Annotated in this window: 16 protein-coding genes and 2 pseudogenes; 7 read left to right on the top strand and 11 right to left on the bottom strand. The window is 70.0% G+C overall.

The window, feature by feature from the left end; genetic code table 11:
* Nucleotides 1-154 precede the first annotated feature (154 nt).
* A complete protein-coding gene (locus P1P75_RS28815; protein ID WP_319260761.1) occupies nt 155-712 on the bottom strand; it encodes an acyl-CoA thioesterase in 558 nt (185 codons plus the stop codon).
* A 119-nt stretch (nt 713-831) separates the two neighbouring features.
* Between P1P75_RS28815 and P1P75_RS28820 the strand changes: the two genes are divergently transcribed.
* Together P1P75_RS28820 and P1P75_RS28825 are read left to right on the top strand one after the other, a co-directional pair.
* Nucleotides 832-2115 (top strand): LCP family protein, encoded by a 1284-nt coding sequence (locus P1P75_RS28820; RefSeq protein ID WP_319260764.1) that lies wholly within the window; start codon nt 832-834, stop codon nt 2113-2115.
* Nucleotides 2108-2737: an HAD-IA family hydrolase gene (locus P1P75_RS28825; protein ID WP_319260767.1), complete on the top strand. Its 630-nt coding sequence runs from the start codon at nt 2108-2110 to the stop codon at nt 2735-2737. The genes P1P75_RS28820 and P1P75_RS28825 overlap by 8 nt, the downstream gene beginning before the upstream one ends.
* A 71-nt stretch (nt 2738-2808) precedes the next feature.
* Here the strand turns inward: P1P75_RS28825 and P1P75_RS28830 are convergent, their stop codons facing one another.
* The gene (locus P1P75_RS28830) at nt 2809-3171 is read right to left on the bottom strand and encodes a four-helix bundle copper-binding protein (protein ID WP_319260770.1); all 363 of its coding nucleotides are present in this window, start codon (nt 3169-3171) and stop codon (nt 2809-2811) included.
* A gap of 1063 nt (nt 3172-4234) precedes the next feature.
* Here P1P75_RS28830 and P1P75_RS28835 point away from each other — a divergent pair.
* Nucleotides 4235-4612: a nuclear transport factor 2 family protein gene (locus P1P75_RS28835; protein ID WP_319260773.1), complete on the top strand. Its 378-nt coding sequence runs from the start codon at nt 4235-4237 to the stop codon at nt 4610-4612.
* 80 nt (nt 4613-4692) lie between these two features.
* On the opposite strand, the pseudogene P1P75_RS28840 reads toward P1P75_RS28835, so the two are convergent.
* Nucleotides 4693-5326: pseudogene (locus P1P75_RS28840) on the bottom strand (transposase); the annotation flags it as partial.
* Between the two features lie 99 nt (nt 5327-5425).
* The gene (locus P1P75_RS28845; RefSeq protein WP_319260775.1) at nt 5426-6583 is read right to left on the bottom strand and encodes an acyl-CoA dehydrogenase; all 1158 of its coding nucleotides are present in this window, start codon (nt 6581-6583) and stop codon (nt 5426-5428) included.
* Between the two features lie 214 nt (nt 6584-6797).
* Between P1P75_RS28845 and P1P75_RS28850 the strand changes: the two genes are divergently transcribed.
* Both P1P75_RS28850 and P1P75_RS28855 read left to right on the top strand, forming a co-directional pair.
* Nucleotides 6798-8141 (top strand): UDP-glucose/GDP-mannose dehydrogenase family protein, encoded by a 1344-nt coding sequence (locus P1P75_RS28850; protein WP_319260777.1) that lies wholly within the window; start codon nt 6798-6800, stop codon nt 8139-8141.
* Between the two features lie 223 nt (nt 8142-8364).
* A complete protein-coding gene (locus P1P75_RS28855; protein ID WP_319260778.1) occupies nt 8365-8769 on the top strand; it encodes a VOC family protein in 405 nt (134 codons plus the stop codon).
* 1 nt (nt 8770) lies between these two features.
* On the opposite strand, the gene P1P75_RS28860 is transcribed toward P1P75_RS28855, so the two are convergent.
* From P1P75_RS28860 to P1P75_RS28875, 4 genes are all read right to left on the bottom strand, one after another.
* The gene (locus tag P1P75_RS28860) at nt 8771-9895 is read right to left on the bottom strand and encodes a dipeptidase (RefSeq protein ID WP_319260781.1); all 1125 of its coding nucleotides are present in this window, start codon (nt 9893-9895) and stop codon (nt 8771-8773) included.
* Nucleotides 9896-10059: 164 nt separating this feature from the next.
* Nucleotides 10060-11238: a dipeptidase gene (locus tag P1P75_RS28865; RefSeq protein WP_319260783.1), complete on the bottom strand. Its 1179-nt coding sequence runs from the start codon at nt 11236-11238 to the stop codon at nt 10060-10062.
* Nucleotides 11239-11243: 5 nt separating this feature from the next.
* Complete coding sequence (purE, locus tag P1P75_RS28870; protein WP_319260785.1) at nt 11244-11768, bottom strand: 5-(carboxyamino)imidazole ribonucleotide mutase; 525 nt, start codon at nt 11766-11768, stop codon at nt 11244-11246.
* Entirely contained in the window at nt 11765-12904 is a 1140-nt protein-coding gene (locus tag P1P75_RS28875) for a 5-(carboxyamino)imidazole ribonucleotide synthase (RefSeq protein ID WP_319260788.1), read from the bottom strand. The genes purE and P1P75_RS28875 overlap by 4 nt, the downstream gene beginning before the upstream one ends.
* A 200-nt stretch (nt 12905-13104) precedes the next feature.
* On the opposite strand from P1P75_RS28875, the gene P1P75_RS28880 reads away from it, so the two are divergent.
* Nucleotides 13105-13641, top strand: a complete 537-nt coding sequence (locus tag P1P75_RS28880) for a GtrA family protein (RefSeq protein WP_319260790.1) — start codon at nt 13105-13107, stop codon at nt 13639-13641.
* Nucleotides 13642-13720: 79 nt separating this feature from the next.
* On the opposite strand, the gene P1P75_RS28885 is transcribed toward P1P75_RS28880, so the two are convergent.
* Both P1P75_RS28885 and P1P75_RS28890 read right to left on the bottom strand, forming a co-directional pair.
* Nucleotides 13721-14995, bottom strand: coding sequence for an ATP-binding protein (locus P1P75_RS28885; protein WP_319260793.1), 1275 nt, complete (start codon nt 14993-14995; stop codon nt 13721-13723).
* Between the two features lie 224 nt (nt 14996-15219).
* The gene (locus P1P75_RS28890; RefSeq protein ID WP_073499288.1) at nt 15220-15897 is read right to left on the bottom strand and encodes a response regulator transcription factor; all 678 of its coding nucleotides are present in this window, start codon (nt 15895-15897) and stop codon (nt 15220-15222) included.
* 506 nt (nt 15898-16403) lie between these two features.
* Here P1P75_RS28890 and P1P75_RS28895 point away from each other — a divergent pair.
* The gene (locus tag P1P75_RS28895; RefSeq protein ID WP_319260799.1) at nt 16404-17900 is read left to right on the top strand and encodes an oligopeptide:H+ symporter; all 1497 of its coding nucleotides are present in this window, start codon (nt 16404-16406) and stop codon (nt 17898-17900) included.
* A 66-nt stretch (nt 17901-17966) separates the two neighbouring features.
* Here the strand turns inward: P1P75_RS28895 and P1P75_RS28900 are convergent.
* A pseudogene (locus P1P75_RS28900) lies at nt 17967-18667 on the bottom strand (hypothetical protein); the annotation flags it as partial.

The following is an 18667-nucleotide window of genomic DNA, read 5'->3' on the forward strand; positions in this document are numbered from 1 at the left end:
GCCCGGGACCGCAGGGGTGACCTGCGTGAGGCGGGGGCGGCTGACCCCGAGCCCCTCACGCGTGGTCCGCGGCCACGAGGTCGGCTCCGCCTGAGGCCCTGCCTCTGGGACCGGGGACGGGACCGGAGGGCCGGTGACCGCGGGCCGGGTCGCCTCAGTCGTCGAAGCCCTCCGCCGTCCGTCGCTCCCGCAGTTCCAGGATGGCGCGGCGGCGGGACAGGCGGTGGGTGCGGCGGATCTGGGCCTCCTGATAGCGGCGGCGGTCGCGGTCGGTCTCGGGGAGCACCGGGGGGACGCGGCGGGGCTTGCCGTCGGCGTCGACGGCGGCGAAGACCAGGTAGGCCGAGCCGACCTGGGTGGGCGGCGCCGACTCGTTCCAGCGTTCCGCCAGGACCCGGACGCCGACCTCCATGGAGGTCCGGCCGGTCCAGTTGACCTGGGCCTTCACATGGACGAGGTCACCGACGCGGACCGGCTCCAGGAACGCCATCTCGTCCATGGACGCGGTGACGGCCGGTCCGCCGGAGTGCCGTCCGGCCACCGCGCCCGCCGCGTCGTCGACGAGTTTCATGATCACGCCACCGTGCACCGTGCCCAGGAGGTTGGTGTCGTTGTGGCCCATGATGTGGCTGAGCGTGGTGCGGGAGGCGGACGTCGGCTTACCCGGGATGTCCGAGGTGTCCGAGTCCACTGAGGTGACCTGGTCTGTCATGTCCTCCACCTTATGCCGAGGCGGACAAGCCGGGATTTTGTGTCAGGTTGGCAACAGCGGGGCGCTGATTCCTCGACGCCCCTGTATGGGACACAGCGCCGCCCTGCACACTGGGGCGCATGAATGACTGGCCCGAGGGATGGTCCGACAACAACCGCGGCTCCGGGTACGGACACGGCGGCGCGAGCGCACAGCCCGAGGGCGCGCGCGTGATGCGACAGGTCCGCCGCGGGCCGGCCGCCCCGCCGCAGGGCGCCGGCGTTCCGGCGCAGCCGTCGTACGTCGACGGCCAGGGATACGGCGGCGGTGACTACACCAACGCCCGCAACACCGGATACGACAGCGGTTACAGCGACGGCGAGGTCTACGGCGGCGGCGGTTCCGACGGGCCGGGCGGCTACGGCACGCAGGCCGCGCGCCCCGCGCCGAACTGGCGGCGCCGGATCAAGTGGACCGCGATCAGCGTCGTGACCGTCCTGGTCGTGACGACCGTCGGGACGTACTTCTGGGCCGACTCCAAGCTGAAGCGCGAGGTCGACCTGTCCAAGGTCATCGACCGGCCCGAGGCGGGCGAGGGCACCAACTTCCTCATCGTCGGCTCGGACAGCCGTGAGGGCATGACCGCCGAGGAGAAGAAGGCGCTGCACACCGGCTCCGCCGACGGCAAGCGCACGGACTCGATGATGATCCTGCACACCGGCTCCAACGGCGACACGCTGATCTCGCTGCCCCGCGACTCGGACGTGGAGATCCCCTCGTTCGTGGGCTCGGACTCCGGCAAGCGCTACGCGGGCACGGGCCGGCACACCAAGCTGAACGCGGCGTACGCGGAGGACGGCCCCGAACTGCTTGTCCGCACGGTCGAGTTCAACACCGGGCTGCGCATCGACCACTACGTGGAGATCGGCTTCGCCGGCTTCGCGAACATCGTGGACGCGGTCGGCGGCGTCGAGATCGACATCCCGCAGGACATCAAGGACACCAAGTCCGGCGCGGACCTCAAGAAGGGCAAGCAGACCCTGAACGGCGAGGAGTCCCTCGCCTTCGTCCGCACCCGGTACGCGCTCGCCGGCTCCGACCTGGACCGTACGAAGAACCAGCAGAAGTTCCTCGCGGCCCTCGCCAGCCAGGTGGCAACGCCTGGCACGGTCCTCAACCCGTTCAAGCTCTACCCGACCATGGGCGCCGGCCTGGACACCCTGATCGTCGACAAGGACATGGGCCTGTACGACCTGGGTTCGATGTTCTTCGCGATGAAGGGCGTCAACGGCGGCGACGGCAAGTCGATGAACATGCCGATCTCCGGGTCCAGCGGCGGCAACCTCGTCTGGGACAAGGCCAAGGTGAAGCAGCTGGTGAGCGAGCTGAAGAACGACGAGAAGGTCACGGTGTCGGGTGGCTGACCGGCCCACCGCCGCACGGCCCTTCGACGCGGTCCTGTGCGACGTGGACAACGTGATCCGGCACTTCGACTCCACCCACCTGGAGTCGCTGGAGCGCGTCGCGGGGGTCGCGGAGGGCACCACCAAGAAGGTGGCGTTCTCCCCCGAGGTCGACGGGCCTGTGCTGCTGGGCCGGATCACCGAGCAGGAGTGGGTGGCGTCCATCGCGCGCGGGCTGACCGGGCTCGTGGACGAGGAGACCGGCTGGGCGCTGGGCACCGCCCTCCTGGAGTCGCCCTTCCGGGCCGACGAGACGGTACTGGACCTGCTGCGCCGCGCCCGGGTCCGGGTGCCACTGGTCCTGGTCACCAATGCCACGCTCGGCCTGGAGCGCGACCTTGAGGCCATGGGCCTGACGGAGCTGGCCGACGACGTGGTCAGCAGCGCCCGCGTCGGCCTCGTCAAGCCCGACCGCCGCATCCTCGAACTGGGCGCGGCCCGCGCGGGCGTACGCCCCGAGCGCTGCCTGTTCGTCGACGACACCCTGGAGAACGTCGAGGCGGCCACGGCCCTCGGCATGACGGCGGTCCACTTCCGGTCGGCGGCCGACCTGGAGCAGGCGCTGCGGCCGCTGTTCACCTGACATCCGGTCCGGCCCACTGGTTCGAGGGCACCCTCCGAAGGGTGCCCTCGAACCGGTTCACGCGAGGGGCGTCACATCGCCGCGCCCGCCATCGCACGACAGGTCTGCACGCAGCGGCGACACGCCTCCGCGCAGCGCATCATCCGCGGATCGTCCGGCATGGCCATACACGCCTCGGCGCACATCTCGCACGCCTTGGCGCACATCGCGCACATCTCGGCCGACATGGGCGAGCGGCGCATCATCATGTCCGCGCACATGCGGGTCATGTCGGCGCAGTCGATGAGCGCGCGCATGATCTGCATCTGGGCCTGGCCGCCCATCTGCATGCAGGCGCTCATGGTCTCCTCGCACACGCTGTGGCAGTCCATGCACGCGGCGACGCAGTCCTGCATCTCCTTGCTCATCGTGGTCATGTTCTCGGCCTGGGTCATGGCTCCTCCTGAGGGCTGCGGGAGCCCGGGCGGGCCCCGGTGCCCTTCTGTCCTACGCCTGGCACCGCCCGGCCGCCATCGGGCGGGCGGGAACAATCCCTGACGAATGCCGCGCCACGATGCGGTACAGGCCCCGCCCCCTGCTCCGGGGCGGTGACACCGTTGGGCCGATCGACTGGCAGTCAAGATCGTTTCTTCCGGATCGGGAATGGTCCGGAGTCGGCGTGGACGAGCGGGGATGCCTTACCTGGCGTCATTCCCGAACAGCCCGACCGGGGCTGGAAGGCAAGGGGGCACCATGGCACGCGAGGACCTGACGCGCCTTACCGGCACATTCGGCGGACCCAATTGCGATGACGATGACTGCCCGAACGTGTACCGCACGGCGAGCGGCGCCATCGTCATTGAAGGAGGCCGTACGTGCTCTTGGATGGTGACGCGTGGCGGCGGACGTTCGACTCGTTCGAACGCGAGGCGTGACGCTTCGAGGCTCAGCCCGCCTCCACCATGCCCAAGGAGGCCGAGAACGTCGCCCGCGTCCTATCGTTGCAGCCGCTGTGAACCACAGCGGTGAAAGGCTGGAAGCCCGGTCGGTGACGCGGTCGCGGGCTTTCCCGTGTGAGTGCCGAACATGAGGGACTCAATCGAATCTTCTCCGGACATCTTTGGCATGGCACCACCTTGCCTCAAACATGGCCGATTGTGCGGATGTAACCGATATACGCTCTGTAGACCTTGCGCTGCGGATGTGATGTGAGTCACGCAAGCCTATTGGTTACGTTGAGGTGACTGAGCACTGATGGCGACCATTGGCGCCATATGGGAACGAGCTCCGAAGGGACGCGGGTCGCCGAAGTGTGGCCGTTCTCATCCGATGCAGTGGAAGAGCACAAGTTCTGAGGCGCCGTCTGAACCTGTTGCCCGACCGCCATCCATCGCATTAACGGTTCGAAGATCTCTCGACATGGGGCGACACCTCAACCGGCCTACCACAACCCCCGCATGACCTGAACCAGATGGGTCGATGTCGGGATACTTATCGCAGGTTAGAATGGGAGTTTCCATGAGTGAAGAACAGGCCAATAAGGAAATCGTCATCGAGGCGTATCAGCGCACGTTTGGCGATTTGGACGTGGCTGCGATCGATGAATTCTTCAGCAAGGACTTCAAGCAGCACAATCCAACGATCGCCGACGGCCCGGAGGGCGTAAAGGCACTTGTGCGAATGCTCTCTTCGCAAGGGGTGTCAAGGCAAAAAATCGAATTCAAGCATGTCGTCGCCGAAGGCGACGTCGTCATCCTCCATTCACGTTATGAAATGGCGGGAGCCGAGTGGCGGTTTATCGACATTTATCGTGTTGAGAACGGCCGGTTGGCTGAGCACTGGGATGCGATGATGCAGATGCCGGAAGTGCGCGCGAATACGAACTCGATGTTCTAAAGGGAACGGTTCTCTGGCGTTCCCGTCGGGTAGTTGGACCAGCGAACGTCGGCTCGGAATTCCCGCTAGCCTTGACCTTGGATGCTGCGCCGTCCGGTGGTGACCAACTGGGCGGCTGTGGAGAAGAGCCGGAGCCGAAGGCGGCGGGGTTCCCAGAGCCGGGCCTTGCCGGTCAGGGCGAGCATGGGCATCCAGGCCGGCAGGTCGAGCGCGAGCTGGACGATCTCCGGCCAGACCTTGTTCTGCGCGGTGTCGTGCAGGGGCAGGTTGCGCAGGCCGGTGGCCCGGGCGGCCCGGATCCGGTCCTCCGCCCTGGCCCGCAGACGGTGACGAAGCTCGAGTTCGGCGATGGGACGGCCGGCGGTGTTGGTGGCGAAACAGGTGATCCGCATGCCGTCCACGTCGGTGATCCTCAACTGAACTCCGGGATGGGGCAGTTCCCTGCGGACGATCAGCCGCATCCCTTTCGGCCGGCCGTCGAGCAGGTCGCCGGTGAGTTCGGCACCCAGGCCCCGTCCCCCCTCGGGCGGACCTCGCCGCCGGTCTCGACCGCCGCCGCCAGGCCGAGGCCAACACCTTCAGCACATGCTGGTGAATCGCTTCGGTGACCGTGATGCCGACCGAGTAGGACAGCCACCGCCCCTGCCGGGCGAGCCGGGCCACGAAGTCGTGGGTACCGCCCGCGGAGTCGGTGCGGATCAGTCTGACTCCGCGCGCCAGTGACAGGGGCGGGCGTACATGCAGACGCGGACATACGCACGTCGCCCTCCGTCCGAGGGGACGGAGGGCGACGTATGCCGGAGATCGGAGGCGTTACGGCAGGTTGCGCGCCATCACGATGCGCTGGACCTGGTTCGTGCCCTCGTAGATCTGCGTGATCTTCGCGTCGCGCATCATGCGCTCGACCGGGTAGTCGCGCGTGTAGCCATAGCCGCCGAGGAGCTGGACGGCGTCCGTGGTGACCTCCATGGCGACGTCGGAGGCGAAGCACTTGGCCGCCGCGCCCTGGAAGGTGAGGTCGCTGTCGCCGCGCTCGGACTTCGCCGCCGCGGCGTACGTCAGCTGGCGGGCCGCCTCGATCTTCATGGCCATGTCGGCGAGCATGAACTGGATGCCCTGGAAGTCGGCGATCGCCTTGCCGAACTGCTTGCGCTCCTGGACGTAGCCCTTGGCGTAGTCGAAGGCGCCCTGGGCGACGCCGAGCGCCTGGGCGGCGATGGTGATGCGGGTGTGGTCGAGGGTCTTCATCGCGGTGGCGAAGCCGGTCCCCTCGGCGCCGATCATCCGGTCGGCGGGGATGCGAACGTTGTCGAAGTAGACCTCGCGGGTCGGGGAGCCCTTGATGCCGAGCTTCTTCTCCGGGGCGCCGAAGGAGACGCCCGGGTCGGACTTCTCCACGACGAACGCCGAGATGCCCTTGGAGCGCTTCTCCGGGTCGGTGACGGCGAGCACCGTGTAGTACTCGGAGACGCCCGCGTTGGTGATCCAGCGCTTGACGCCGTTGAGGATCCAGTGGTCGCCGTCGCGCACGGCACGGGTCTTCATGCCGGCCGCGTCCGAGCCGGCGTCCGGTTCGGAGAGGCAGTACGAGAACATCGCGTCGCCCTTGGCGAGCGGCGCCAGGTACTTCTTCTTCAGGTCCTCGGAGCCGGAGAGGATCACCGGGAGCGAGCCGAGTTTGTTCACGGCCGGGATCAGGGAGGAGGACACGCAGGCGCGGGCCACCTCCTCGATGACGATGACCGTGGCGAGCGCGTCGGCGCCGGCGCCGCCGTACTCCTCGGGAACGTGCACCGCGTGCAGGTCGCTGGTGACCAGCGCGTCGAGGGCCTCCTGGGGGAAGCGTGCCTCCTCGTCGACCGCTGCGGCGTACGGCGCGATCTTCGCCTCGGCCAGTGAGCGGATGGCGTCCCGGAGCATGTCGTGCTCCTCGGACGGGCGGTACAGGTCGAAGTCAGCCGATCCGGCCAAGGTCTCTCACGCTCCAAGAACGCTGGGTGTGATCTCGTGATCTCGCTAATTACCGTTAAGTAACTCAAATTTTAGAGGCCTGCTCACGCGAGTGATACGTGAGCTTGGCGACAGGGGAACCGCACCGGTGAACTGCCCGGTGAGGGGCCCGCGTACGCCCCGACTATGCTCGTTGCGCGCATCCGGTCCCGCCCCGCCCAGTTCAGGAGCACGCATGGCCCTCAGGATCACCGTGATCGGTACCGGTTATCTCGGCGCCACGCATGCCGCGGCCATGGCCGAGCTGGGCTTCGAGGTGCTCGCGCTCGACGTCGTGCGCGAGAAGATCGAGATGCTGGAGCGGGGCGAGACCCCGATGTACGAGCCGGGTCTGGAGGAGCTGCTGCGCCGGCACGTCGCCGGGTTCGAGGGCTCCAGCGGCCGGCTGCGTTTCACCCAGGACTGGGCGGAGGTCGGCGCGTTCGGTGACGTCCACTTCGTCTGCGTGAACACCCCGCAGAAGCACGGCGAGTACGCCTGCGACATGTCGTACGTCGAGTCCGCGATCGCCTCGCTCGCCCCGCATCTGGAGCGGCCCGCGCTGGTGGTGGGCAAGTCGACGGTGCCGGTGGGCTCCGCGGAGCGGCTGGCCCGCACGATCACCGAGCTGGCGCCGGCCGGCGAGGACGCGGAGCTGGCGTGGAACCCGGAGTTCCTGCGGGAGGGTTTCGCCGTGCAGGACACCCTGCACCCGGACCGGGTCGTGGTCGGCGTGCGCAGCGAGCGGGCCGAGCGGACCCTGCGGGAGGTGTACGCCGGGCCGGTCGGGGAGGGCTCGCCGTTCGTCGTCACCGACTTCCCGACGGCGGAGCTGGTGAAGACCTCCGCGAACTCCTTCCTCGCCACCAAGATCTCCTTCATCAACGCGATGGCCGAGGTGTGCGAGGCCTCCGGCGGCGATGTGGCGAAGCTGGCGGAGGCCATCGGCTACGACGACCGGATCGGCAGGAAGTTCCTGCGGGCCGGGATCGGCTTCGGCGGCGGGTGTCTGCCGAAGGACATCCGGGCGTTCATGGCGCGGGCCGGTGAGCTGGGCGCGGACCAGGCGCTGACGTTCCTGCGCGAGATCGACTCGATCAACATGCGTCAGCGCGGGCAGATGGTGGAGCTGGCGCGGCAGGCGCTGGGCGGTGGTTCCTTCCTCGGCAAGCGGGTCGCCGTGCTCGGGGCGACCTTCAAGCCGGACTCGGACGACGTGCGGGACTCGCCTGCGCTGAACGTCGCCGGGCAGATCCACCTCCAGGGCGGACAGGTGACGGTGTACGACCCGAAGGGCATGGACAACGCCCGCCGGGTCTTCCCGACGCTGGGCTACGCCGACACGGCCCTGGACGCCGTGCGGGGTGCCGATGTCGTGCTGCACCTGACCGAGTGGCGGGAGTTCCGGGAGCTGGACCCGGCGGCGCTCGGCGAGGTCGCGACGGCGCGGCTGATCCTGGACGGACGCAACGCGCTCGACCCGGTGTTGTGGCGCAAGGCAGGCTGGACGTACCGGGCGATGGGCCGCCCGACCGCCTGAGCACCGGACCCGCGGGTGAGGCGGGTGACGCCGGTTCGGCCGAGGCTCAGTCGGCCGAACCGGCGTCTTCCTGCATTCTGCCGCACGGGGGCGGCGCATGACGTGTGAACTCCCTGTGGGTGACCGCCCTTGCGGCCCCGCGGGTTAGGGCGGCGGCCCGTCCGGGCACTCGTTCGCCGTCCGTGTCCGTCGCGTCTGCGCACCCCGGCCGAGGAGGCGCCGTATGGCACCCGCTGTCCGTCTGCATTCCGTCGTGCTCGACTGCCCCGACCCGCGCGCCCTCGCCGAGTTCTACGCCGGCGTCGTCGGTGGCACTCCCGAGGCCTGGGAGGGCGACGAGGGCTGGTACGTCCTCCAGGTGCCCGGCGGGCCCCGGCTGGCCTTCCAGCGGGCAAAGGGGCTGACCCCGCCCGAGTGGCCGCGGGCCGACCGCAACTCGCAGCAGTTCCATCTCGATCTCGACGCGGGTGCCACCTGGGAGGAGTTCGACGCGGCCCACGCGCGTGTGCTGGAGCTGGGGGCCCGGCCGCTGGACCTGGAGGACCGGGAGAAGAAGGACTTCCAGGTGTACGCCGACCCGGCGGGGCATCCGTTCTGTCTGTGCCGGGTCGAGAACGCCTCTTCGTGAGCTAGCTGTCCAGTTCCGTGATGGTGGCCGTCGACTGGTCACGGCGTTGCTGTGCCGTCTGGGCGGCGAACTCCGTGGTGCGCAGGACGCGCTGCATGTTTCCCCAGGTCAGTTGGGTGATGTCGGATTCCGGCCAGCCTCGGCGGAGGAGTTCGGCGATCAGGTGCGGGTAGCCGGCGGCGTCGGCGAGGTCCTGGGGATGGGCGGCACCGGAGTCGTGGGTGCCGGACAGGCCGACGCAGCCGGGTCCGGCGATCTCGCGGACGTGGTCGAGGTGGTCGGCGACGTCCCTGAGGGTCGGGCCGGTCTGTTCGGCGGCCAGCGGCACCATGCACAGGCCGCCCGCCGTGCCGAGGGCGGCGAGGAGTTCGTCGGACAGGTTGTCGGGGTGGGGGCGCAGGGCGCGGGCGGCGGAACGGGTGCACAGGACGGGGGTCCTGGAGAGGGTGAGGGTCCGGGCGATCGTGGCGTCGGAGGCGCCGGACAGGTCGGCGAGCACGCCGAGGCGGTTCATCTCGCGCACGACCTCCTCGCCGAACCGGGTGAGCCCGGCCTCGCTGGCCCAGGAGGTCGCGGCGAGGGTGAGGACGCGCAGGCCGAGGGAGTGCAGGACGCGCAGGATGCCGAGGGAGTCGTCGAGGGCGGTGGCCGGGGCCGGGCCGAGGACGACGGCGACGCGGCCGCAGTTGCGGGCGTCGATGACCTGGCCGGCGCCGTGGGCGGGGCGCAGGCCTTCGGGGTGGGCGCGGATCACCGACCGGACGAGGTCGACCTGTTCCAGGGTGGCGGCGAGGGCCGTGGCGCAGGCGCGCCCTGTCGGCGGGTGCAGTGACCAGAACAGGGCGCCGACGTGCCCCTCACGCAGTCGGGGCAGGTCGGTGCCGACGCTGCTCTCGCCGAGCTGGAGGTCGTAGAAGGGCAGTCGGCGCAGGGCCAGGGGCAGGGCGTTGTGGCCGTCGACGACGGGGTGGGTGGCGAGGAGGGCGTGCGCGCGGTCGAGGGGGTCTGCGTCCGGGTCGGACAGCGGGGCGGCCGCGGCGTCGGGAACGTCCGCGAACGAGGGGAACGGGTCCGCCGGCTCGCCGACCTCCGGCGTGGTGTGCAGTTCGTGCTGGAGGTCGGCCATGGCGGTCTCCGTATGTCGATCAGCAGTACGGTCACCGTCGCACGACGGGCGGGCCGCTTCTCGGTGGAGGGTGCCGTTCGGGGTACGGTCCCCGGCCGCGGGTCGGTCGTGCCGAGCCGGTTCACCGGTCCGCGGCCCGGCACGTTCCTTCCGTGGCGGGCGGCTCAGCCGTCGAGGGCATCGATCGTCGCGTTGGACGGGGGCCGGGTGGTCCGCAGGTCCCGGGAGACGTCCTCCGCGGCGGCCAGGACTCGGACCGCGTTGTGCCAGGTGAGTTTGGCGAGGTCGGGGTGGGACCAGCCTCGGTCGAGGAGTTCGGCGAGGAGGTGCGGGTAGCCGGAGACGTCGCCGAGGCCCTCGGGGGTGAAGGCGGTGCCGTCGTAGTCGCCGCCGATGCCGAGGTGGTCGATGCCGGCGACCTCGCGCATGTGGTCGAGGTGGTCGGCGACCGTGGCCACGGTGGCGACCGGGCGGGGGTTCGACTCCTCGAAGGCGCGGTGGACCTTCATCGCCTCGGCGGTGGCGGCGAGGTGGTGGAAGCCGTGGGCGCGCATGTTCTCGTCGGCCGCGGCCGTCCAGTCGACGGCCGCCTGGAGCACGAACTTCGGCACGAACGTCACCATGGCGATGCCGCCGTTGGCGGGCAGCCGCTCCAGCACGTCGTCGGGGATGTTGCGCGGGTGGTCGCAGACGGCGCGGGAGGAGGAGTGGGAGAAGATCACCGGGGCGGTGGAGACGTCCAGCGCGTCCCGCATCGTCGTCGCCGCCACGTGCGAGAGGTCGACGAGCATGCCCTCGCGGTTCATCTCCCGCACGACCTCGCGGCCGAACGCCGTCAGCCCACCGGCCTTCGGTACGTCGGTCGCGGAGTCCGCCCAGTCCACGTTGTCGTTGTGGGTGAGGGTGAGGTAGCGCACGCCGAGCGCGTACAGGCCGCGCAGGGTGCCCAGCGAGTTGGCGATGGAGTGGCCGCCCTCCGCGCCCATGAGTGAGGCGATACGGCCCTTGGCGCGCGCCGCCTCCATGTCGGCGGCGGTCAGGGCGGCCCTGAGGGCGTCGGGGTGGCGGTCGATCAGCTGCCGTACGCAGTCGATCTGCTCCAGCGTCGCCGGCACGGCGTCGGGCAGGTCCGAGCGGACGTACACCGACCAGAACTGCGCTCCGACGCCGCCCGCGCGCAGGCGGGGGATGTCGGTGTGCAGGTGGGTGTGCTGGTCGGTGGCGATGTCACGGGCGTCGAGGTCGTAGCGGACCTGTTCGCGCAGGGCCCACGGGAGGTCGTTGTGGCCGTCGACGACCGGGTGGGTGCGCAGCAGTTCGCGGGCCTGTTCCAGGGAGGTCACCGGTGTCACTTCCCGAAGCCGAAGCTGTTGCCCGATCCGCCGGTCTTGGTGCGCAGGCGCTTGCCCTTCTCGGTGGCCTGGTCGTTCAGTTCCTGCTGGAAGTCCCGCATCCGGCCGAGGAGCTCCTCGTCGGAGGCCGCCAGGATCCGGGCCGCCAGCAGGCCGGCGTTGCGGGCGCCGCCGACCGAGACGGTGGCGACGGGGACGCCGGCCGGCATCTGCACGATCGACAGCAGGCTGTCCATGCCGTCGAGGTACTTCAGCGGCACGGGCACGCCGATGACGGGCAGCGGGGTGACGGAGGCCAGCATGCCGGGCAGGTGGGCGGCGCCGCCCGCGCCCGCGATGATCACCTTGAGCCCGCGGTCCGCGGCCTGCTCGCCGTAGGCGATCATCTCGCGTGGCATGCGGTGTGCGGAGACGACGTCGACCTCGTACGCGATCTCGAACTCGTCGAGGGCCTGGGCGGCGGCCTCCATGACGGGCCAGTCGGAGTCCGACCCCATGACGATGCCTACAAGGGGGCTCATTCGGTGATCGTGCCTCTCAGGTAGCCGGCAGCGTGACGGGCGCGTTCCAGCACGTCGTCGAGGTCGTCGCCGTAGGTGTTCACGTGGCCGACCTTGCGGCCGGGCTTCACGTCCTTGCCGTACATGTGGATCTTCAGCTGGGGGTCGCGGGCCATGCAGTGCAGGTACGCGGAGTACATGTCCGGGTAGTCGCCGCCGAGGACGTTGACCATGACCGTCCATGGGGCGCGCGGGCGCGGGTCGCCGAGGGGGAGGTCGAGGACCGCGCGGACGTGGTTGGCGAACTGCGACGTGATCGCGCCGTCCATCGACCAGTGGCCCGAGTTGTGCGGGCGCATCGCCAGCTCGTTGACGAGGATGCGGCCGTCGCGGGTCTCGAACAGCTCCACCGCGAGGTGGCCGACGACGCCCAGCTCCTTGGCGATGGTCAGCGCCATCTCCTCGGCCCTGAGGGCCAGGCCCTGGTCGAGGCCCGGGGCGGGCGCGACGACCGTGTCGCAGACGCCGTCGACCTGCTGGGACTCGACCACGGGGTAGGCGACGGCCTGGCCGTGCGGGGACCGTACGACATTCGCGGCCAGCTCGCGGACGTAGTCGACCTTCTCCTCGGCGAGGACGGGCACGCCCGCGCGAAAGGGTGCCTCGGCCTCCGCCTCGCCGGCGACGACCCAGACGCCCTTGCCGTCGTAGCCGCCGCGGACCGTCTTGAGGACGACGGGGAATCCCTCGCCCTCCGCGGCGAACGCGGCGACGTCCGCCGGGTCGGCCACGATGCGGTGCCGTGGGCAGGGGATGCCGATCGCGTCGAGCTTCGCGCGCATGACGCCCTTGTCCTGGGCGTGCACGAGCGCGTCGGGTCCCGGGCGGACGGGGATGCCGTCCGCCTCCAGGGCCCTGAGGTGCTCGGTGGGGACGTGTTCGTGATCGAAGGTGATCACGTCACAGCCCCGCGCGAACTCGCGCAGCGTGTCCAGGTCGCGATAGTCGCCGACGACGACCTCGCTCACCACCTGGGCCGCGGAATCCTGTGGAGTGTCACTGAGGAGCTTGAACCTGATGCCCAACGGGATGCCCGCCTCGTGTGTCATACGAGCGAGCTGGCCCCCGCCGACCATGCCGACTACCGGGAACGTCACGCCCCTAGGGTATCGGCCACATCCACCGGCCGGATTCCGCGCCCGCCCTGCGTCTGTTCCACGGCCTGTTCCGCCACTGTTCCGCGCCGTTGCGCGGCTCTCGCCCGGTGGGGAGGGCAGTCGCGCAGGAAACCTGCGAGGGGGGTGGTTAGCATGGCTGGGTTGACGAAACCGACGCCCGGACGGGGGCCTGTACGACCATGGCACATGGTTCCTCTGGTTCCTCGGGGGAAGGCCGCCTGCGCAGACTCGCCCGTGAGCTGGCCAAATTCGGCGCGGTGGGCGGGGCGGGGCTGCTGGTCAACCTCGGCGTCTTCAACTTCCTGCGGCACGTCACCGATCTTCAGGTGGTGCGGGCGAGCGTCATCGCCACCGTCGTCGCCATCGCCTTCAACTACGTCGGGTTCCGGTACTTCACCTACCGGGACCGGGACAAGGGTGGGCGCACCAGGGAGATGACGCTGTTCATGCTGTTCAGCATGGTGGGGCTGGTCATCGAGAACGGGTTGCTGTTCCTGGCGACGTACGGCTTCGGGTGGGACAGTCCGTTGCAGAGCAACGTGTTCAAGTTCCTCGGGATCGGTGTCGCCACGTTGTTCCGGTTCTGGTCGTACCGGACGTGGGTGTTCACGGCGATTCCCCTGCGGGGGGCTGTGGGGGATCCGGGGGCGCCGCCTGCCGCTGGTTCTGCTGCGGGTGACGACGCTGGTGCTGCGGCGCAGGAGCGGGTGAGCTGAGGGCGGCCGGTGCCGCCCTCGCCGCCCCTTCCCGTCCCGGACCCGGGGCTGCGCCCCCGGGCTTCCCGGAGAGGCTGAGCTATCTCACCGTGGGTTCCGGGTCCGGGCGGTGTTTCTTCTCCGGCGGGGTTGTCGACAGGAACAGGCCGAAGACCGGGGGCTTGGTCTGGAGCATCTCCAGGCGGCCGCCGTCCGCCTCGGCGAGGTCCCGGGCCACCGCCAGGCCGATTCCCGTGGAGTTCCGGCCGCTGATCGTGCGCTCGAAGATGCGGGCGCCGAGGTCGGCGGGGACGCCGGGGCCCTCGTCGGTGACCTCGATGACGGCCTGGTTGCCGGTGACGCGGGTGCGCAGGGCGACCGTGCCGCCACCGTGCATCAGCGAGTTCTCGATGAGGGCCGCCAGCACCTGCGCCACCGCGCCGGGCGTGCCCACCGCCTGGAGGTGGCGTTTGCCCGAGCTGACGATGGCGCGGCCCACCCCGCGGTAGGCCGGGCGCCACTCGGCGAGCTGCTGCTGGATCACCTCGTCGAGGTCGAAGGTGACGGCGGAGCCGGTGCGCGGGTCGCGGGAGTTCGTCAGCAGGCGCTGGACCACGTCGGTGAGGCGTTCGACCTGGGTCAGCGCGATGGTGGCCTCCTCCTTCACCGTGTCCAGGTCGTCGGTGAGGGTGATCTCCTCCAGGCGCATGGACAGCGCGGTGAGGGGGGTGCGCAGCTGGTGGGAGGCGTCCGCGGCGAGCCGGCGTTCGGCGGTGAGCATGCGGGCGATGCGCTCGGCGGAGGAGTCCAGCACGTCGGCGACCCGGTCCAGCTCGGGGACGCCGTACCGCTTGTGGCGGGGGCGGGGGTCGCCGGAGCCGAGGCGTTCGGCGGTCTCGGCGAGGTCGGTGAGCGGGGAGGAGAGCCGGTTGGCCTGGCGGATGGCCAGGAGGACGGCCGCGATCACCGCGAGCAGCGCCACCAGGCCGATGATGATGAGGGTGCGGCCGACCTCCCGGGTCACGGAGGAGCGGGGTTCCTCGACGACGACGGTCTCGCCCTCCTCGCCGGTGGCCGTGCCCCGGATCACCTCGCCGTCGGGGCGGCTGCCGACGGAGATGGCCGGCTTGCCGGGAATCCGGACCACCGCGTACCGCTCGTTGGTGAGCTGGTCCCGCAGCATGTTGGCGTCGACGGTCCCGGCGCCGAGGAGCCTGCTGTCGACGATGCTGGCCAGCCGGGCCGCCTCCAGCTCCACGCGTTCCTGCGCGCTGTTGCTGATGGTGCGGGTCTCGACGAGGACGAGGGAGACCCCGAACACGGCGATCACGACCAGCACGACGGACAGCGTGGACTGAATCAGACGGCGACGCACAGGGCCCTCCGGGCAGGTGACTTACGTGACGCGGCGGGACGTCTCCGGCCCGCTCGACGGCGACCGGGTCTTCGCCCGCCGAGCGGAACCGAAGAGGTCCGGCGCGGTTCAGTGGTCCCGCGGGGGCGCGGGCGCCACATCGTGCGGCTCCGCCGCGTGGGCGGGACACGCGCGGCCGGCCTCGGACGGCCCGCAGGATCGGTACCGCACGTCCCGCGGGGCGTTCAGCTCTTCTCGAAGCGGAAGCCCACGCCGCGCACCGTGGCGATGTAGCGGGGGTTCGCCGCGTCGTCGCCCAGCTTCTTGCGCAGCCACGAGATGTGCATGTCGAGGGTCTTGGTCGACGACCACCAGGTCGTGTCCCAGACCTCCCGCATCAGCTGGTCGCGGGTGACCACCCGGCCGGCGTCGCGCACGAGGACCCGCAGGAGGTCGAACTCCTTGGCGGTGAGCTGGAGTTCCTCCTCGCCCATCCAGGCGCGGTGCGACTCGACGTCGATACGGACGCCGTGGGTGGCGGGCGGCTGCTGGGGTTCGGAGGCGCCGCGCCGCAGCAGGGCCCGGACGCGGGCGAGGAGTTCGGCGAGCCGGAAGGGCTTGGTGACGTAGTCGTCGGCGCCCGCGTCGAGTCCGACGACGGTGTCGACCTCGTCGGCGCGGGCCGTGAGGATCAGGATGGGGATGGCGTGGCCGTCGGCGCGCAGTCGGCGGGCCACCTCCAGGCCGTCCATGCCGGGGAGCCCGAGGTCCAGGACGACCAGGTCGATTCCGCCCTGCATTCCGGCGTCGAGTGCGGTGGGTCCGTCTTCACGCACCTCGACCTCGTAGCCTTCCCGGCGCAGTGCGCGGGCCAGCGGCTCCGAGATGGACGCATCGTCCTCGGCGAGCAGTACACGGGTCATGAGGCGATGGTAGTCCGCGCGGGGCAGGGCCAGTGGTGTGATGCCGCAGCCGGACTCTTACCCGGGACATGACGGACAACTCGCCCACAATCACTCCGCCGATCTTGGTACGGACCTGAGGTCGCGGGGTGTCATCCTGGTATGGACCTTGGAAACCTCACCCCGGTTCACCCTCGGCCTGTGATCTGTGCCTCAAGTCCTTCCATATCCGGCTCTGTCCTGCCGTATGGTGAAAGAACGCCTGTAGCACGCAGGGACCTTCGGCGCTCGACTTGACGCTGAGGGTCCCTTTTGTGTGCGGGCCGGCTCTCCGCCGGCCTTCGAAAGGAATGACCTGTGGCCGGGCCCCCACTCGCGGGGCGTGGATCCCGGTGGTCGCCGTCCGCCGTTCCGTGACCCGGAGCGGCCTCCCCATGGGCGTGGGTGGACGGGCCGATCAAGCCGGTGCCGGCCGCCCAACCGGGCGCGCACGCTCCACCGCGCGTCCCGACCAGCAAGGAACGACCATGGCGTCCAGCCTGACGAAGGACCCGGTCCGTCCGGGCACACCCGGAACCGGGAAGACCTTCTTCGGCCACCCCCGCGGACTGGCCACTCTCTTCATGACCGAGATGTGGGAGCGGTTCTCCTACTACGGCATGAGGGCTCTCCTCCCGCTGTACCTGGTCGCTCCGGGCGGCCTGAACCTCAACGCCGGCACCGCGACCGCGATCTACTCGGTGTACGTGTCGCTGGTGTACCTGCTCGCCATGCCCGGCGGCTGGTTCGGCGACCGCGTCTGGGGTCCGCGCAAGACCGTCGCCGTCGCCGGTGCGGTCATCATGCTCGGCCACCTCACGCTGGCCCTGCCGTCCTCGGGGACCTTCTACGCCGGCCTCGGCCTGGTCGCGATCGGCTCCGGTCTGCTGAAGGCCAACATCTCCACGATGGTCGGCCACCTCTACGACGGCCCGGACGACCCGCGCCGCGACGGCGGCTTCACCGTCTTCTACATGGGCATCAACCTCGGTGCCTTCGCCGCGCCGCTGATCATCGGCACCATCGGCGAGAACGTGAACTGGCACTTCGGCTTCGCGCTCGCCGCGCTCGGCATGGCGCTGGGCCTGGTCCAGTTCCTGCTCGGCAGCCGCCACCTGGCCGCCCGCTCCAGCGTCGTACCCAAGCCGCTGTCCGCGAAGGAGAAGGCCGGCACCCTGCGCAAGGCCGCGATCTGGGCCGGCATCGCCGTCGTTGCCTACGCGATCGTCGGCTTCTCCGGCCACTACACGCTGAACTGGATCCTGGTCCCGCTGACCCTGCTCGGCGTGATCATCCCGGTGATGGTGCTGGTCAACATAAAGCGGGACAAGGAGCTCGACCGCCCCGAGCAGTCGAAGATGTCCGCGTACATCTGGTTCTTCGTCGCCGCCGCCGTGTTCTGGATGATCTACGACCAGGGCGGCTCGACCCTGTCGATCTTCGCCGACTCCTCGGCCGACAACACCGTCCTCGGCTGGGAGTTCCCGGTCTCCTGGTACCAGTCGGTCAACCCGGTCCTGATCATGGCCCTGGCCCCGGTCTTCGCCTGGTTCTGGCTCGCGCTGAACAAGCGCGGCAAGGAGCCGAGCACGATCGTGAAGTTCGCCTCGGGTCTGGTCCTGGTCGGCGCGTCCTTCTTCCTCTTCCTCGCCCCGCTGTCGATCGCCGACGGCGGTCACAAGGCGGCCGCGATGTGGCTGGTGGCGATCTACTTCGTCCAGACCGTCGGTGAGCTGCTGCTCTCCCCCGTCGGCCTGTCGGTCACCACGAAGATGGCCCCCGCCAAGTACGCCTCGCAGATGATGGGCGTCTGGTTCCTGGCCGTCACCGCCGGTGACGCCACGACCGGCCTGCTCTCCATCGCCGGCGTCGACCTGAACAAGAACGGCATCGTCGCCATGGAGGCCACGCTCGCGGTGGTCGCCGGTGTCGCGGTGTGGATGTACCGCAAGCGCGTCAAGGAACTCATGGGCGACGTCCGCTGACGTCCCCTTCCCCCCACGGATCCCGAAGGGCCGCCGCGACCGGAGTCGCGGCGGCCCTTCGCGCGTTCAGCGGGTCCGCCGGCGCCCCGGCAGATACGTGAACACCGCGCCGCCCAGCAGCACCGCCGTGCCCGCGAGGAGGCCGAGTGCCTTCAGGGCGCCGTGGTCACCGGCGCCCGTCTCGGCGAGGCCGCCGCCCGTCGACGTACCGCCGCCGGAGGAGGACGAGGACGAGCCGGAGCCGTTGCCGCCGCCCGAGGCGCCGCTCGCCTGCTCGGCGGTGTCCAGGGTGAGGGAGACCGCCGACCTGTCGGGGGTGCAGGTGGTGGTCGTACCGAGGGCCTCGATGGTGAGGACTCCCGGCGCGAGGGTGGAGGTGCCGGTCGCGCCCGGCTTGTACGTACCCGTCAGGTCGGGGATCTCGATCGGCGCACCCGACTTGATGGCCTCCTTGTTCGTCGGCCCGGTCACCTTCACCGAGCCCTGGTCCGCGCCGCCGAGGACGATCTGCATCGACGGCTTCACCGAGTCGGCGGGGATGTCGATCGGGCTGTCCATCACCGACTTCTTGAACTGCACGGTGAGGTCGTAGCTGCCGCCGTTCTTCCTCGCGTTGATCTGCACCGGAGAGGTGGCCTTCTTCTCGCCGATGGGCGAGGCGCAGGTGTAGGGGACGTCGACGACCTTGCCCGTGAAGTCGGTCTGCCCGCCGCCTCCGGAGGATGACGGCGAGGGGGAGGGGGAGGGTGAGGTGGACGGCGGCGGGC

Source organism: Streptomyces sp. ID05-39B (assembly GCF_033794725.1).
In the GTDB taxonomy this organism is placed as follows: domain Bacteria; phylum Actinomycetota; class Actinomycetes; order Streptomycetales; family Streptomycetaceae; genus Streptomyces; species Streptomyces bobili.

Bases quoted from the DNA above. Each gene is read 5' to 3' on its own strand.
- P1P75_RS28850 (WP_319260777.1), top strand. From the start codon at position 6,798: ATGGCCCTCAGGATCACCGTGATCGGTACCGGTTATCTCGGCGCCACG.
- P1P75_RS28890 (WP_073499288.1), bottom strand. From the start codon at position 15,897: ATGACCCGTGTACTGCTCGCCGAGGACGATGCGTCCATCTCGGAGCCG.
- P1P75_RS28880 (WP_319260790.1), top strand. From the start codon at position 13,105: ATGGCACATGGTTCCTCTGGTTCCTCGGGGGAAGGCCGCCTGCGCAGA.
- P1P75_RS28815 (WP_319260761.1), bottom strand. From the start codon at position 712: ATGACAGACCAGGTCACCTCAGTGGACTCGGACACCTCGGACATCCCG.
- P1P75_RS28830 (WP_319260770.1), bottom strand. From the start codon at position 3,171: ATGACCCAGGCCGAGAACATGACCACGATGAGCAAGGAGATGCAGGAC.
- P1P75_RS28895 (WP_319260799.1), top strand. From the start codon at position 16,404: ATGGCGTCCAGCCTGACGAAGGACCCGGTCCGTCCGGGCACACCCGGA.
- P1P75_RS28835 (WP_319260773.1), top strand. From the start codon at position 4,235: ATGAGTGAAGAACAGGCCAATAAGGAAATCGTCATCGAGGCGTATCAG.
- purE (WP_319260785.1), bottom strand. From the start codon at position 11,768: ATGAGCCCCCTTGTAGGCATCGTCATGGGGTCGGACTCCGACTGGCCC.
- P1P75_RS28855 (WP_319260778.1), top strand. From the start codon at position 8,365: ATGGCACCCGCTGTCCGTCTGCATTCCGTCGTGCTCGACTGCCCCGAC.
- P1P75_RS28860 (WP_319260781.1), bottom strand. From the start codon at position 9,895: ATGGCCGACCTCCAGCACGAACTGCACACCACGCCGGAGGTCGGCGAG.
- P1P75_RS28820 (WP_319260764.1), top strand. From the start codon at position 832: ATGAATGACTGGCCCGAGGGATGGTCCGACAACAACCGCGGCTCCGGG.